This window comes from Gaoshiqia sediminis (assembly GCF_025907915.1).
Lineage (GTDB): Bacteria > Bacteroidota > Bacteroidia > Bacteroidales > Prolixibacteraceae > Gaoshiqia > Gaoshiqia sediminis.
This window is the reverse complement of the sequence record NZ_JAPAAF010000038.1, coordinates 25,901-43,071: the sequence shown is the minus strand read 5'-3', so window position 1 is coordinate 43,071 and position 17,171 is coordinate 25,901. Positions and strand designations below refer to the sequence as shown.

11 protein-coding genes are annotated in these 17,171 nt (G+C 43.2%); 1 reads left to right on the top strand and 10 read right to left on the bottom strand.

All coding sequences use genetic code 11. The features are described 5' to 3' along the window. From N2K84_RS17280 to N2K84_RS17265, 4 genes are all read right to left on the bottom strand, one after another. Nucleotides 1-1,583: DUF5127 domain-containing protein (locus N2K84_RS17280; RefSeq protein WP_282593086.1), on the bottom strand; the 1,583-nt coding region annotated here is incomplete at its 3' end. A 388-nt stretch (nt 1,584-1,971) separates the two neighbouring features. After that, the gene (locus tag N2K84_RS17275) at nt 1,972-2,967 is read right to left on the bottom strand and encodes a FecR family protein (protein ID WP_282593085.1); all 996 of its coding nucleotides are present in this window, start codon (nt 2,965-2,967) and stop codon (nt 1,972-1,974) included. Between the two features lie 75 nt (nt 2,968-3,042). Further along, complete coding sequence (locus tag N2K84_RS17270) at nt 3,043-3,642, bottom strand: RNA polymerase sigma-70 factor (protein WP_282593084.1); 600 nt, start codon at nt 3,640-3,642, stop codon at nt 3,043-3,045. Nucleotides 3,643-3,747: 105 nt separating this feature from the next. Beyond that, nucleotides 3,748-5,310, bottom strand: coding sequence for a family 43 glycosylhydrolase (locus N2K84_RS17265; RefSeq protein ID WP_282593083.1), 1,563 nt, complete (start codon nt 5,308-5,310; stop codon nt 3,748-3,750). Nucleotides 5,311-5,872: 562 nt separating this feature from the next. On the opposite strand from N2K84_RS17265, the gene N2K84_RS17260 reads away from it, so the two are divergent. After that, nucleotides 5,873-7,687 carry a glycoside hydrolase family 2 protein gene (locus N2K84_RS17260; RefSeq protein WP_282593082.1) on the top strand — a complete coding sequence of 605 codons (1,815 nt, stop codon included), beginning with the start codon at nt 5,873-5,875 and terminating at the stop codon, nt 7,685-7,687. A gap of 648 nt (nt 7,688-8,335) precedes the next feature. Here N2K84_RS17260 and N2K84_RS17255 read toward each other — a convergent pair. From N2K84_RS17255 to N2K84_RS17230, 6 genes are all read right to left on the bottom strand, one after another. Next, a complete protein-coding gene (locus N2K84_RS17255; protein WP_282593081.1) occupies nt 8,336-8,521 on the bottom strand; it encodes a hypothetical protein in 186 nt (61 codons plus the stop codon). Nucleotides 8,522-8,857: 336 nt separating this feature from the next. After that, complete coding sequence (locus N2K84_RS17250) at nt 8,858-11,281, bottom strand: ABC transporter permease (protein ID WP_282593080.1); 2,424 nt, start codon at nt 11,279-11,281, stop codon at nt 8,858-8,860. Nucleotides 11,282-11,293: 12 nt separating this feature from the next. Further along, the gene (locus tag N2K84_RS17245; RefSeq protein ID WP_282593079.1) at nt 11,294-13,663 is read right to left on the bottom strand and encodes an ABC transporter permease; all 2,370 of its coding nucleotides are present in this window, start codon (nt 13,661-13,663) and stop codon (nt 11,294-11,296) included. 32 nt (nt 13,664-13,695) lie between these two features. After that, entirely contained in the window at nt 13,696-14,394 is a 699-nt protein-coding gene (locus tag N2K84_RS17240; RefSeq protein ID WP_282593078.1) for an ABC transporter ATP-binding protein, read from the bottom strand. 88 nt (nt 14,395-14,482) lie between these two features. Then, nucleotides 14,483-15,739, bottom strand: coding sequence for an efflux RND transporter periplasmic adaptor subunit (locus N2K84_RS17235; RefSeq protein WP_282593077.1), 1,257 nt, complete (start codon nt 15,737-15,739; stop codon nt 14,483-14,485). A 63-nt stretch (nt 15,740-15,802) separates the two neighbouring features. Further along, nucleotides 15,803-17,143 carry a TolC family protein gene (locus N2K84_RS17230; protein ID WP_282593076.1) on the bottom strand — a complete coding sequence of 447 codons (1,341 nt, stop codon included), beginning with the start codon at nt 17,141-17,143 and terminating at the stop codon, nt 15,803-15,805. Nucleotides 17,144-17,171: the final 28 nt, after the last annotated feature.

Below are 17,171 nucleotides of genomic sequence, written 5' to 3'. Positions count from 1 at the left end.
TTCGACAAAAACAGGATGTTGCCTTCGCTGTCCTTCACCAGCTTATGGGCGGCAATCGACTGGCGGAAGGCCAGCACGCACAGGTCGGCATAGTTCTTTCCGCCCGCGGCCAGGGTTTCTTCCCACAATTGATTGTCGAATCCGGCACAACGGTTCATGATTTGTTCGTATTCGTCCGAGGCGGCCTGCAGGGCGGCATCAATTGTCACCTCACCTTCGTTGGCCCACCAGCCTTTCAGGTTGTTGCCAAAATACTGGATCGACTCAATATCGTCGTAAGCAATCATCACATAGCCCGATGCGGGTTTGCCCGATACCTGGCCCAGGTCATCTACACAAACCATCGCCGGCATTTCGCGCACGGGCTTGGTGGTCATGCTGCTGACTCCGCTGACCTTTCCACTGCCTGCAAATTCCGATTTCATATCGAAATAATTGCCGATGGCCATCGTGTTGGTTGTGCCTTTGTTGGCCGCCAGGTAGGCATAGCCCCAGTCGATGCGGATGTTGTCGCCTTTCTTTTGCAGAATGGGTTGTTCGGTGGTACCGGCCTTAACATAGCTGATGTTGCCGGTTTCGCCTTGGGTCACCTGTACTTCCTGGCTGACTTCGTTCACGGCCCACTCGGGGGTGGCCTCAACGTAAACCTGCACTTCGTGTGCCTGGCCGTCGTTTGAAACCACTTCGTAATTGATGTAGTTTACCGGACGCGACAGCAAATCCAGATCATCCGGCAGCAAGGGCGATACAAACTGAACTTTCAGATCAACCGGGCCGCAGGTAAAATCGTAATGCGTTTGAGTGGCTGAAAGGCCTACCCGCGTTTGGGAAGCGGTTTGAGCGAAAATCTCTTTTTGATCTCCTTCCTGGAACAATCCGAAATCGACATAACCACCGCCGGTGCGGTTGTGGCAATGAGCAGCAAATACATTCTTTCCACCTTCAACCAACAAACTGCGGTCAATCTTCAGCACCACATTGTTGTGCCATTCGTAAGCGGTTTTTACCAATTGAGTCCCGTTCAAATACAACTCAAAAATATCGTCGTGCGAATAAATCAGGTAAATATCGTTTGCCGGCAAATTTGCAGGAATCTCAAACTGACGTCTCACCCAAATATCTTTGGTTACCCAGCGCGTTCCCAAGGAAGGCATATCCGGCGTACCGAAAGCGCCTTTACCGGTTTGCCACTGGCTGTCGTTGAACCCCGGCTTTTCCCAGCCTGCAGAAGGCTCTTTCAAGGCAAACTGCCCGTCCCAGGGTTCGTAATTGGCCATCGGGACAACAGGCATCCAGGGAACATCAACCTGGCCGAGAAAGCGGTAAACCTGGCCGTCAACACGCACTGCGCCAATCAGCGAATGGGTTTTCCCGGTCCAGTGTTTCACGGGGCTGCCGTAAAGCTGATCGGTAGTTGACCAGGCACTGGTGTACGGATCGATAGTAATTAACGGATAGGCCGGAGCCCGTAGTTCTGAGGTAGTAGTGGTGGATACTTTAGTTGCAACTTTGAGTTGAGAACAAAATGAAAATGCGATCCCAGCCAATAGCAACATAAAAACAAAATAAAACCTTTTCTTCATCTTTCAGTTGATTTATAATCTAATAAATTGATTTGATTTTTGATTCTAAATATCAAATGACATATTACATGGAGAGGAATCCGGTAATTAAGAGCGAGCGATTCCATCCCTGCGCGTAAATTATCTATGCTCAATACATTTTGGCATAAAGATTTACTCATCACTACTCAAAAAAAAGGATGTTACCGTATTTAAACAGCAACACCCTCAATGACACTAGTAAATCTCCTCTAAACCAGACAACAACCTGATATTCAACAGATATCTAAATATTGTCCCTCAGTTGTGTATTTTATACGGAGTTGAATCCGTGGAATTCACACCCTTTCAATTTAATCACAAGTATTAACACTTAATTTTTTCTTCAGTTAATGTTCTAATATCCACTTTAAATTAAATTCAGATTCAGTCTTTCAATTCCAATCATCTGATCAGCGCGAATTAAATGTTTATCATGCAGATCATATAGGATAACCAAATCATTTCCCCTTTGAATCAGCAGCTTGTCCAACACTTCACTTTTTTGATGGATAAACTGGTCATTCTTCCAAGAAATCAACGGTTTGGGATCCACATTCGGACTAATTACCAAACGTGGTTGCCTGTTACTTGAAGCTGCCCCATCAGACTGTTTATAAAAAGTTGCTTTATACTTGCGTCCAAGTGAAACATCACTGGCAATTGTTTCAGTCCGATGATTCAACCATACTTTTCCTTCAACCAAAATGGCTTCGATGGTTGGTTCATCACGATAAGCCTTCACATTAAACTCGGTTTGGCCACCTTCAACTAAGAATCCGTAGGCGTCGACAACAAAAGGAAGTTCATTATTTTTTGCAACCTGAAAGTATCCCTCGCCTTCTAAATGAACCAATCGGTTATCCAGGTTAAAATTGGTCGAGTAAGTAAGTCTGCTACCGGCATTTAACCAAACCACAGAGCTATCGGGCAAAATAACTTGTGTCATAGCACCTTGAGGAGCAACAATTTCGCTTGAAGAAATCAACTGTTTCTCTACTGAATGCCTTTCATTTATAAAGTAGGCAGTTAATCCACTGACAGCAAATACCAGGATCAAAACAGCCGCAACGCGCACTAAAAGAGCGAAAAGCTGCAACTTATGACCTGACGAAGCAGAACCGGGCAAAACCACATCCAGTTGGTGTTCTATACTCTGAAACAGCTCACCTTTATCAAAGGTAGGGTATTCAGAAAAATCCTGAACTTCCAGCTCACTGTACATTGCTTCTTCAATCACAGAAACCGCTAACTCATTTTTAACCAGCTGCTGCAATTCCTCCAACTCGGATGCTGTAAAATCTCCTGACTGAAATTTTACAAGTAATTGCTTAAATCGCTTTTCTATATTTCGTTTATCGCTCATTTCACTTACAATACAATGTGTCAGACAAAGCTACTCACACCATTTAGTACTTTTTTCTCTTCGTCAAAAAAAAAATTACAAAACTCCATTAATAAAACTAAAACAGTAAACTAACACTAGCAAGTAGTCGTCTTTAAGATGATCTTTTATAAATTTCGTGGCCCGGTAAACCTGGTTTTCAACAGTACGCAAGGATATCCCCAGCTTTTCTGAAATTTCTGCATTAGAAATCCCTTTCATCCGGCTCATTATAAATATCTTTCTCTTCTGTTCCGGCAATAATTCCAACAACTCCTGAATACGTTCATCCAACTCCTTTTTGTGTAGTTTCTCTTCCGGATTTTCACTAAATGACGGGGTAAGATTCATCATATAGCTTTCATATTTTTGACGGACAATTTGATGTTTTAGATGATTAAACACTCTATTGACAGTCATTTTATAAAGAAAACTTTTCAATGACTTTTCCTCATCAACTTCAGATTTGATTTCCCAAAGGTGAAGAAAAACATCCTGAACAATTTCTTCCGTGTCATTTGAATCTTTCAGATAACTGTAGGCAAAGTGCAAAAGAGGCTCACTATAAGCCTCAAATATTACCTGAAAGGCATTTCGGTCGCCAACCTTTAGCTTTCGGATTAATTTTCTGTCTATATTTTTTAATTCAATCCTCAATCTTCTCGTTTGTGTTTAGCTAATAGCAGTTATCTTTTCATATCGAATTTGGCCAGCACACATTGCGTTAAAAGTCTATATCATACCGAGCTAGCCCTGTATCATTTAATAGTTTCTAAGTTCCACATTTTGGATGTTAATAAATTCGTTGGTCTCGCCCTTTGAAACGACTCCCCACCGAAATCCCATACCCCAGGGAACATAGCCAGAGGCATCAATAGAATCAGCAATGACATCCCATTTCTTTCCGTCTGATACCGAAAATTGTAACCGATCTCCCTTTTTTACATTCATCCTTAGTTTGATTAAGTCGCCATAGGGATCGGCAGGTACCGCTTCGAATATATGTTTTTCATTTCCCGATGTGATCCAAACCTCAATTAGATCGTGACCGGCTGTAATTCCCAAGCCGGCCATAGGTGCTCCAAAGCCATTATGGGTTGCACCAATCAACAAAATGCCGCCGTTTACATCCTGTCCACTGTTACTTAAATCGAGCGTGGCTGTTACTTCAAAATCCATAGATTTTACAGGCTGTGCAAGCAAGTTACCAAGCAGATCGTTCTCGGTAGAAGCAGCCAACATCAACCCATTTTCTCCTGTTGCATAACTCAGTGTTTGAGTGGCTCTCCACTGCCAGCAAGGATTCAATGCCTTCGAAAAATCATCGAAATAATCTATCCGGTGATTTTCTGAATCCAATTTACTTTTAAACATAAAGTATGGCCAATCATCGTCGGTCCAATAGATTTTCTCCAATAAACCTTCCCGACCAATGTAATCTCCACCAATAGTTTTATAGGAGTGAAAAAGAAAGAAATAATTACGCCCTTGTTTAAATACATCGCCTGTACCCGGACATTTCCAGGTTTCATTATCACTTAAAATCGGGTTTGCTTCGTACTTCTCCCAAGGGCCCAGCAAATTTTTCGAACGGGCAACTCCAATTTTATAGTTACAGGCTATATCACAACAATTTCCGGCTGAATAAAATAAATAGAAAAAATCGTCTCGCTTGAAAATACATGGGCCTTCAACAATAGCTTCTTCCCATTCCTGGTCATTTCGTATCAGTTCTTGTTTTTGTCCATAAACCCGTCTTCGATCCTCAGTTATGGGTTGCGCGTAAATAACAGAAGGTTTCCCGGGAAAATACACCTCTTTCCAAATCAGGTACAAATCACCATTATCATCTCTTATTTCAAAAGCATCTATGGTTTCTATATTGTCGGAGATCATCAAAGGGCCATGATCTGTAAAAGGCCCTTCCGGTGAATCGGCGCTGGCTACGGCTATGGTTATTTTATGGTTTGATTTATCACGCCCCGTATAATAGACATACAACTTTCCTTGTTTCTCGTCGTACGAAAGCTCCGGTGCAAAAAAATTCTGCTGTGCCCAATCAGGTGCTCCTCCCGGAAAGACATAGGAAACAAGCTTCCAATTATTTAAATCGTCTGATTTATAAATAGGGAATAGCGGCGACCACTCATTACTAGTAGCAGAAGCATAATAAGTATCACCAATTAACACCACTGAAGGATTTGGATTATCACCCGGCAAAACAGGGTTTTGATAGCCTTCAGAACTTTTGTCCGTTATTAGTCCGCATCCTGCAAGCATTCCCAGGAATAACACCAAAACCAATCTTTTAAATTCTGTATTCATGAATTGTTAAAATTCCAAACTATTATTTTTTTGCCCCAAATCAGGTAATCCGTCTATTTCAAGAAAAGAAAACCAATGCAAAGCCGATTTATTCCGGAACAATTGCATTGGCATCTAAACTAATCATATTTTCTAAAACCTTATCAATGAAAACTATCGAGCAACAGAAAATTTTATCTTCCCCAATGAGCACCAGTCAATCGTTCCTTCATAAAATGAAATCATCCACACACCCAGCACCCCATGGATAAACCTGATGTATAGGTTATACATTTTTCCTTCTAGAAACACTCACCCGACTGTTGCATTTTTTTAATCAACACAAGTTCTTTTTGGACGATAATGCAAAAATACAACTCATCCATATTTCATAAAACACTGTTTTACTTGAATTTACAACAAACGAACAAATATAAAAAAGATAATGAAATAATCTTGTCTGTTCCAAATTCAGCATGCAGCATGAGCAAAAAGGATAATTAAGTTGTAATAATAGGTGAGTGAAAAGGGCTATCTTTTAGAAGTAGCACAATACAATTTAATTAATAGTAAACCATTTAACATGAAAAAATCAGTACTACTGAGTGTATTCAGCCTGATCCTATCCGGAGTTTTTGCGCAGTGGCAACCCGCCGGAGAAAAAATTAAAACGGAATGGGCCGAACAAATCGATGTGAACAACGTGCTCCCGGAATACCCGCGTCCTATGCTAGAACGCGGTGATTGGAAAAACCTGAACGGACTTTGGGAATATGCCATTGTTAAAACAGGATCAGCAGAACCTGCAGCCTTTGACGGAAATATCCTGGTACCATTCGCTGTTGAATCCAGCTTGTCGGGTGTGCAAAAAACAGTTACCGATGCGAACGAACTCTGGTATAAACGCAGTTTCACCGTTCCCACAGACTGGAAAAACAAAAACATCCTGCTCCATTTCGGTGCTGTTGACTGGCGGTCGGATATCTGGCTAAACGACATCAAAATTGGCTCACACGAAGGAGGCTATATACCTTTTTCGTTCGACATTACTCCTTTCCTTAAAAAATCAGGGGAACAAAAACTGGTAGTGAAAGTGTGGGACCCATCAGATAAAGGGTATCAACCCCGTGGGAAACAAGTCAGTCGCCCTGAAGGAATTTGGTACACGCCGGTAACGGGTATATGGCAAACCGTTTGGTTGGAACCGGTAGCCGGAAAACACATCAACAACATCCGCTCTACAGCCGACATCGACAATAACCAGGTAACCATCGATGTGCAAACGTGCGGAACAAACGAGGCAGACTATTACGAAGTTCAGGTATTTGACGGCAATTCAAAGATTGCCACTGCGAAATCCGCTACCGGCCAAAAAACTGTGATTGCCCTGCCCGATGCCAAACTTTGGAGCCCCGATTCTCCCTTCCTGTATGACATCAAAGTGTCATTAGTTTCGGCTGGGAAAGTGACGGATGCGGTTGAAAGTTATTTCGCCATGCGGAAAATCTCTACTAAACGGGATGGCAACGGCATTGTCCGGTTGCAATTGAACAACAACGATCTGTTCCAGTTTGGACCACTCGATCAAGGCTGGTGGCCCGATGGTTTATACACAGCTCCCTCGGATGAAGCCCTGAAATACGATATCGTCAAGACCAAAGAGTTCGGGTACAACATGATCCGCAAGCACGTAAAAGTTGAGCCGGCCCGCTGGTACACTCACTGCGACCAGCTGGGAATTCTGGTTTGGCAGGATATGCCCAATGGGGGCCGCTCTCCTCAGTGGCAACCACGCAACTATTTCAACGGGAACGAACTTATCCGCAGTGCCGAATCCGAAGCCAATTACCGGGCAGAGTGGAAAGGCATTATGGATTACCTGTATTCCAATCCATCGGTAGTATGCTGGGTGCCGTTTAACGAAGCGTGGGGACAGTTTAAAACCGCCGAAATTGTGGAATGGACAAAAGCATACGACCCAAGCCGGATTGTAAACCCGGCCAGCGGAGGAAACCACTACCAGGTTGGAGACATGCTAGACCTGCACCACTATCCGGGACCAAACATGTTTTTGTATGATGCACAACGGGCAACCGTTTTGGGCGAATACGGAGGAATCGGACTTGCCTTGGAAGGTCACCTTTGGGCAACCGATCGTAACTGGGGCTATGTTCAGTTTAAAAACTCAAAAGAAGTAACCGATGAATACGTAAAATATGGCGAAGAACTACTGAAACTCATCAAAGCCGGGTTCTCAGCTGCCGTTTACACGCAAACAACGGATGTTGAGGGTGAAATAAACGGGCTGATGACCTACGACCGGAAAGTGATTAAGCTGGAAGTAGATCGGCTGCGTGAAATCAATAAAAAGATTTGCAATTCTCTAAACCACAATTAATTCCACTAAAGGGTTCAAATCAAACAGGCCATCTCAATTGTTTTATCGAGATGGCCTGTTTCCTGTTTTCCTCATTTTCTCTAACGTCATTCATAACACTGATAATAAGCCGATTACAGCTATAAAAATATTTTGGGTGTCCCTCCGCTATTCTGTGCTCATTTCTGTTCGATGTAAGCGAACAAAGACGGGATCCATTAGAGTACAGGTCATCGATAAAAGCCATGTCCGGTACTGGGTAATCAAGAGTTTTGGCACTGGCAAAAGCGAGGCTGAAGTTCTCCAGCTAGAAGAATTTCAGAATCAATTATTTAATCACTACGGAATAGGTTTCACCTGCCTCGGTTTGCAAATCATATAAATACATTTGGTAAAGATCGAATTCTTGGAGTCGGGCGGCTTCCGAAATTAGTGTTTTTTGACTCGCGCTGTTTCGAAGAATGGATTGGGATTGGTTCCCCCTACAGCCGCCATTCAGGAAGCAGCATTGTAATCAATGGGTGCCTGTTGGATTCCGGTCAGGTAGCACAGATAAGCTGCTCCTGATTCAGCCACTAATTCCTTCTGCTCATGGTAAAAAACTGAGTAGAATTGTTCATCATGAAAGAAATTACGTGGGTTGTTCATCCCAATATAGTCTCCTGCTGGTCAATAGAAGGCATGAGACTGATCGAGCCTGATCTCGGGTAAATCGGTCCAGCACTCTATTAACTCTTCAGCCTGGGCAATCGTGTCAAAATCGTGATCACAAGCGTCTGTTGCCGGAATTTTGCTTTCATCAATCCCCTCGGTTTGTTTCAGGTTAAATACGGTGTAGTACCCGAAGAACGGCACCTGATCGAAATTACATCCTTATCTACTTATCTACCCATTCATTCACATTGAAGCACCTCATTCAGATTGGCCCGAAGCACACGGGTTGCCAAAAGAATAACAACAATGGCAATCACTGAAGAAAGAACCAGAACCGGAAGTAGAAAAAACCACCAACTAAATTCAATCCGGTGAATGTAATTTGACAAAAACCAGTTTTTATACCCATACCAGGAAACCGGGATGGACACCAGTATGGCTGTTAAAATTATACCCGAAACAACTTTGTGTTTTCGTTGATTTCGGAAGAAGATTTTCAGGAAGTTCAGGTTTACAACCTAGATGTTAACGAACTTGTTATTCATATCGCAGCGCCTCCACCGGATTTCTCGTCGCCGCTTTCCAGCTTTGCCAGCTCACCGTCAGCAAAGCAATTCCCAGAGCCAACAAACCAGCCAAAGCAAAAATCCACCAGCTAAGTTCGGTTTTGTACGCAAAGTTTTCGAGCCACTTTTTCATGGCAAAGTATGCCAAGGGGATAGCAATTACAAAGGCAATAGCGACCCATTTCACAAAATCGCGGTTCAGCATTAAAATCACTTCGGTTACCCGCGCGCCGTTCACTTTGCGGATGCCGATTTCCTTAGTACGGGCAATAGCGATAAACCAAGCCATCGCAAACAAATTGATTGTGCTGATTACAATAGCCACCAAAACAAAGGCCTGCAGCATTATCAGCAAATGCTTTTCACGATAGAACTGCTGATTGTAAAAATCTTCCAAAACCAAGTATTCAAAAGGAAAATTCGGAAAGGTAGCCCTAAACTTTTCATGAATAAACGGAATGACAGAAGCCTGGTTGTTGCTATGGAGTTTAACCAGATAATTGCCCCATACCATGTTTTCCGTCCAGTCGAAAAAGATCATTGGACCTGGCTTTTCCCGCATACCCCGGAAATTAAAATCGGCACATACACCTTTGACTACCAGCTCCAGATTTTGGAAACCGCTTTCATCCTGCAGGTTCAGGATTTTGCCAACTGCTCCCTCCGGGTTGTTATAACCCAGAGCGGCAAGGCACGACTGATTAATTATACATCCTGCGTTTCTATTAGTGCTTGCTCCCAAATCTTCACCTGCAAGAAACGAAATCTGGAATATCTTAAAATAATCAAGGCCGGTGACTAACACCGCTGCCTTTCCGCTCCTACCCGTACCTTTTTCTGAAAAACTGAAGTTAAATGCTGGCAACTCGCCCGGAATCCGGCTACTCTGTGTAATTCCCTGGACATTAGGGTTCCGAATCATTTCCTGTTCAAACACATCCAAGTTATTTATCCGGGAGGAAGTCCTGCGCATGTTTTGCGGAATTTTAACAACCAAGGTATTTTCAATATTCATTCCTGTGCCTTTCTCTTTCAAAAAAATGAGCTGTTTATTGATTCCAAGAATAGCCACTATAATGAAAATGACGATGACAAACTGAACTGCCACAAATAGTTGACGAAAAGAAATACCCGAAGCCAACGGTGTATATTTTAGCCGGAATAGTTCCAGGCTGTTGTACCGTCCGATTAATAGTCCCGAAATAATTCCGTTGGCAATCGCACTGAGCGAAAGAATAACTGCCAGTCCGATCCAAAACAGTTGGTTGCGGAAAGAAAAATCAACCGTTATTTGAAACTGATGCTGAATATACGGGGCGAGTAAAAAACAAACCACCAAAGCTACCGCTATCGATGCCACATGAATAATTAATGACTCTAAAAACGATTGCCATACAAGTGTGGAACAGGAGGCCCCTACTACTTTCCTCAAGGCAGTGTTAACTGCATTATTCAGCGATTTTGCAAATGAAAAATGAACGTAATTCAATCCTGCTGCCACAACAACCAGAAGACTGATAACCAGCAATAAATATACATAGCTGGCATGCGCATTGGGTTGCAGCTCATCGCTCAAATGCGAATGCAGGTGGATATCGTGTAATGCCTGCAGATGATATTGATGCAGTAAATTGCTTTCTTCGAAATCACCCTTTTTGTGAGACAAAACCAGTTGGTTCATTTTGTTTTCCAAATCGGACAGGTCAGTTCCCGGCTTAATTTTCAGATAAGTATAAAAAACGGTTTCGCCCCACAGATCTTTTACCGGGGGAGGCAAGTGCATTTGATCATGAAAGGACAAAAGCATGTTTGCCCGAAAATGGGCCTGCTCAGAAATATCCCGGAAAACCCCTTCCACCCGGTACTCAAAAGCCGGATATTTCAGAATTGTTTTCCCAACCGGATTTTCATTGCCAAAATACTTTCTGGCTGTCGCTTCGGATAAGAGTACCGTGTAGGGTTGACGCAATACCTCTGACGGATTTCCCTGCAAGAGCCGGATGGAGAAAATATCCAGAAATCTGGGTGAGGCATGATACACATGTTGGTCATTAAAAATGTTCTCCCCGATTTTGTATTGAGGATTGTTGGTCCCCGCCAAAAAACCTGCGTCAAGCACTTCCGGAAAGTTTTCCGTTAAGACGGTTCCAAGTGCGCGTTCGCATTCCGGCTTCGATATTATGAGTTCACCGTGTGAATATACATCCGTTACAATCCTGAAAATATTTTCCGAATCGGGAAAGTCCTTGTCATAAACTTGCTCATACGTAACATAGGCCGAAACCAGGATAAATGTAACCAGACCTATGCTCATTGAAATAACCAGTAAAATGGTGGGTTTCCAATTATGTATGATTGCCCTGAATGCCGTTTTTGTATGATAAATAAAATTCATACTCTTGATTTTTTATTCGTACCGCAGCGCCTCCACCGGATTTCGTGTTGCGGCCAGAATTGTTTGGTAACTGGTTGTTAGCAAAATAATAATCATCAGGATTCCGCCGCCCAAAGCAAACACCCAGGCTTGAATATGTAATTTATAAGCGCTTGGAATCCATTCGTACACCCACCAGGATGCAGGAATGGCGATTACCATCGCGTAAAACGCCAAAATAAAATACTCATAGCTCAACATGCAAAAGATATTCAATGATGAACTCCCGTTGATTTTGCGCACCCCAATTTCTTTTGTCCGGCGGAAAACAGTGAACGAAACCAGGCCCAACAAACCGATTATGGCAAGGAAAATATTGAATAGGGTGAAAAATAAAATGGTCCGGTTGATAGCACGATATATCTGAAACGTGTTTTCATTTTCAAATGCCATTAATAATTCGTTAAACTCAAATGGATCATTCGGGAAAGCCAATGAAAATTCGTGTTCTAAAATTGCTTTCGCTTGTTGGTATTTATTTGGGTCGACCCGGAATGCAAAAGTCCAGGTTCCGGTAATTTCTTCGGAGGCCAATATCAGGATGGAGGGTTCAATGCCATTGTGCATATCTTTATAGATAAAATCGCTGACCACCCCGACAACTGACAGTCGGTTATCTTTCAGTCTTTTTCCGATCGGATCGTCCCAGTCAAAACATTTGGCCGCCGATTCGTTGATCAGGCAGGCATTGCCGATATCTCCCGGGAAATCGCGGGAAAAGTCGCGTCCGGCAATGAGGAAAATGCCCATATTCCTCACAAAATCATAACTCACCGTATTGAACCGGCAACTGATTTTTTCTTCCTGGTCACCGCCCTCCCAGTTGGTCATCCCACCCCCAAAACTCACAAAAGGGATATGCTTCGACATGGAGGCATCGAAAATTTCGGGATGCTGTAAAATCCGGTCACGAAGCTGGCTGAAACTTGTTCCGCTTTTGGAAACCGACATCTTGGTATAAATCATGTTTTCTTTGTTAAAACCAAGGTCCTTGCTTAGTAGGAAACGGATTTGCAACGAAAAGGAAATCGTTATCGAAATAAGGAAAACAGAAATAGCAAACTGTGTCGTAACCAGTATTTTTTTCAGGTTAAATTTTTCATGATGATGGCTGTACAAATCGCCTTTAAATAAGGATACAATCTTGTTTGAAGATAAAATCAGGGCCGGATAAATGCCCGACAAGATGCCCACACTCAATGAAATCAGCACGGAAAGCGCAGCAAATTCCCAATCTGTTGCCCAGATAAATTCAAGCTGTCTTCCCGAAATGTCAGCAAAAACAGGAAGAAAAACCACAACCAGCAAAAATGCCAAACCAAGTGCAAGCAGAGAGATCAGCATGGTTTCACCCAGGAATTGCACGATAAGCGTACCCCGGCTACTTCCGCTTACTTTCTTCACGGCCACTTCCTTTCCTCGTGTGGCAGCATTGGCGGTATTTAAATTGATGTAGTTAAAGGCCGACATGATCAGGATAAATACGCCGATTAAGCCATACAAAACCAACACGACATAATAATGACCGTTGCCGTTAAAATCCAGATAAACTTTTTTCATCGGACACAGTTGGAGTTCTTCAAATTCAACTCCCCGGTACCCGGCGAAAACCGATTTGATTTTACTTTCGGCGCTTTTATATTCCACACCGGGCTTAAGTAACGCAAAGGTCATACAATCACCCGTACGGATATCTCTTCTGGTTATCCTGTCGGTATGTGCCAGGGTTGAAAAAGATACAATATAATCGGGGCGGATAGTGGTATTTTCAGGCAGATCTTCATAAACTCCAACCACCTTTAAATCGAATTTCTTCTCAATCGTTACGGTCCTTCCCATTGCCCTTTCACCGGGGAATAGTTTGTCGGCCAACGTCTTTGACAACAATATAGAAAAAGGTTCACCCAAAGCACCGTTCCGGGTTCCGTCAATAAACTGATATGTGAAGACATCGAGATAGCAACTGTCGGCACAAATACCACCATCCACGTAAATTTGCCGGTCGGCAACTGCGGACAGAAATTTTCCGCCATTCTCCCGAATCACGGTCACCTTCTCAAATTCCGGGAATTGATTTTCCAACAGTTGCGCGGTAATGGCCCGGCTGTGGGGAGAAATATCGTTCCCGTCCATAGCATACCTGGTTTTGGAATAATGCCGTTGCACCCGGTAAAGACGGTCATAATGTTCGTTTGTTTTGTCCCAACTCAGCTCAAACTGAATAAACAAGCCGATAAGAATAAATGCCGTAAAACCCAATGCAAGCCCAAACACATTAACCAATAAATAAACTTTGTGTTTCAACAGATTGCGCACCGATATTTTTATAATTGTCCGGAACATCGCTTCCATTTTTTGATTTAAGCTCGTGCCTATTAAAGCAGCATATCGGCCATTTGACGTTTCACTTCTTCGGTGATGATCTGGCCGTCGAACAAGTTCACCACGCGATGGGCAAATTCGGAGTCATGCAACGAGTGGGTCACCATGACGATTGTAGTCCCTTCGCGGTTGAGTTCCGTGAGCAGGTTCATCACTTCCAATCCGTTTTTGGAGTCGAGGTTACCGGTTGGCTCATCAGCCAGGATCAACTTGGGATTGGCAACCACAGCCCGGGCAATAGCTACGCGTTGCTGCTGCCCGCCGGAAAGTTGCTGCGGAAAGTGTTTACGGCGATGGCTGATCTTCATCCGCTCCAACACCGTTTCAACCCGGTCTTTCCTTTCCCTGGTACTCATCTTCAGGTAGATGAGTGGCAGCTCAACATTTTCATACACATTTAACTCATCAATCAGGTTAAAACTTTGGAACACAAAGCCAATGTTCCCTTTTCGAAGCTGGGTTCGGTTCCGCTCTTTCAGTCGGCCAACTTCTTTCCCATCGAAATAATAGTCGCCATCCGAAGGGTTATCGAGCAAGCCGATAATGTTGAGCAAGGTAGACTTGCCACAACCTGACGGCCCCATTATGGCTACAAACTCGCCTTTCTGCACATGAAGGCTCACTTGATTCAACGCACTGGTTTCAATTTCTTCCGTGCGAAATACTTTGGTTAAATTGACTGTTTTTATCATTTTAATACCTTCCTTTTGCGTTTTTTAGTTTTATTGTCTTGTTACCTGATCAGTTTCTCCTGAAGTGATTTTCGGTTAAAAGAATCGATTATTTAAACACAATTTTATCGTTATTGCCAAATAATTCATAACTCGACGTTATGACCTGTTCTCCTGGCTGTAGCCCTTCAAGCACTTCGTAATATTGCGGATTCTGCTTTCCTATCCGGACAGGGCGGCGGGTAGCTTCGGTCCCGTTTTCGCTGAGCACAAAAACCCATTGGCCACCGGTACTTTGAAAAAAGCCACCGCGCGGTAACAAAACTGCTTTTTCGGACTGGCCCAGTTCCAATTTGACATGGTAAGTTTGTCCGGCCCGGATATTGTCAGGCTTTTCTCCTTCAAAAACCATATCTATTTTAAACTGTCCTTCCCTCACCTCGGGATATACTTTCTTCACATTCAGCCGGTAACTGGTCGCATTCCGATCGAAAGTGGCCTTCAGATCGCGCCGGACGCGGTCGATGTAATGTTCGTCAATTTTGGCGTTCACTTTATAGTTTGTCAATACATGAACCATCCCAATGCGCTGTCCCTGGTTGATGGATTGTCCAACCTCAGCATCCAACATGCCCAACTGTCCGTCAACAGGTGCTTTCACATTCAGATTATCCAATCTTTCCCTAACCAGTTCCAGCATTTGACGCATTTTTTGCAGGTCGGTTTCAAGTGTTTTCATCGATGTAACCCGGATCATCGAATCATTCCGGGATTTTAGTTTGTTAATTTCCAGCATTTTCACTTCATATTCATAATCTTCTTTTGCCTGCAGGTGATCTTCTTTCGAAATCAGTTCTTCGCTGAACAATTTTTCGTATTGCTCAAATGTCCTCTTTTTACGAGTGAGCCGGTAAGTATTGTCCAGCAAATTTTTGCGCGACTGAATGAGTTCTGTTTCAAACCCGATCCGCGTGTTTCGGAGGTAGTTTTCTTTCTCGGCCAGTGCGGCTTCGCTGTTCAGGATGGTTTGATAAAGTTGTTTGTTCTCCAATTTCAGGATCACATCGCCCTTTTCCACCATGGCGCCTTCTTCAATTAAACGTTCTTCAACCCGACCACCCTCAATGGCATCCAGATAAATGGTCGTGATGGGTTCAACCTGGCCAATTACGGTGATATAATCATTAAACAGACCATCCTCCACGGTACTCACGGTCAGCTTGTCTTTTTCTGCGCGGTAAACCGACTGGTGTTCCGTGAAGAATATAGTATATACCAAAAACACCAGGACAAGCACTCCAACTCCCCCAAAAATGTACTTAAGTTTAATTCCTTTTTTCTTTTCTATGACTCTGTCCATTGACATACGAAACTGTTTTTTAAAATGCTGTATTTATTGATTTTATTGTAACGATTGGGTTGGGTAAAATTATTCCCAGAACCTAATTCCCTTATAGAATTCGAGTACCTTGTCTTTAATTTTCCACTGCAATCCGGTAAGGAGAAGATGCCCTTGCGCTTCGCTTAAACGACTTTTTACAGCAAGCAATTCAATCACATCAATCAATCCTTCATCATATTTCCGACGGGCAACCTGGTAGGCCAACTCATCCGCTTCAACTTGTTTTTTGGTTTGAACATATTCAGCAAACAGGGCCTGCAATTCGCGGGTATTGTTAATCAATTCGTAATACACTGCTTGTTTGGATTTTTCGACCTCGGCAAGTGCATCGTCCCGGTACAATTTGGCTTTACGGACCTCACTTCGTACCTGGTTGCGCCCAAAAATGGGGATCGTGACAGATGCCCCTACATACTGGCTCATGTTATTATCGATCTGATCGGAAAATGAAAAGGTTTTCCCGTCCTGATCGCGGTAAGTATCGGAATAACCTGTATTTACCGAAGCTCTTAAATAAACAGAAGGAAAATATTGACCACGGACCATGGCTATATTTTTTCCGGCAGCGTCAAGGTTTGCTTCAGACATTTTCACATAGGGCGAAATCTGAACAAACGAAGCAAAAAGAGAGTCAGACGACAACCGAAGATTTTGGGTATCAACTGGCTCCCCTGCATCACTCACGATGCGGATCAACTGCCCGGCCGGCAAGTTCATTTGCCGGCCAAGATTCAGTTTTGCTTCTTCTAAATTGTTTTCAGACTGAATGAGGCTGAGCTTTTCTCTTTCGTAGGTTGCCTGCATTTCGGCCAAATCGGTTTTGGCTTTCAATCCTGTTGCTATTTGTGTTTCTGTTTTCTTCAAGTTAAATTCCGACAACTTGAGTTGCTCTCGTACAATCTCGACAACACCCTCAAAATATACCACATCATAATAAGCCATTGAAATACCGAATGCCAGATCATCCTGGAAATTAACTCTTTGATACCGGGAAGCCTGCAACCTGAACTTCGAATATGCAATCCTGTTCTGTTGAGTAAACCCGTTGAATAAACCAATCGATGAATTTAAGCTGTTGCTGTTGTTGAAGAACTCGGTATTGATCACGCCGTTGGTATTTGGATCGATAGAGCGGCCATAACTGGTACCGGCCGAGGAAGATATTGAAAGCGAAGGCAGCAAATTCAATTTCGATTGTGTTGCATCCACTTTTGCCATCTGTTCGTCCAGTTCGTACAACCGATGATCCAGGTTGTTGTTAAGTGCATATTCGATGCATTGATTCAGCGTCCAGCTTTCCTGGGCATGGATTGAACCGGCAACGGCTATCATGAATACGTGCAATAATATGATATATGTTTGTTTCATCTTCTTGATTTCTGTTACAAAACCGTTC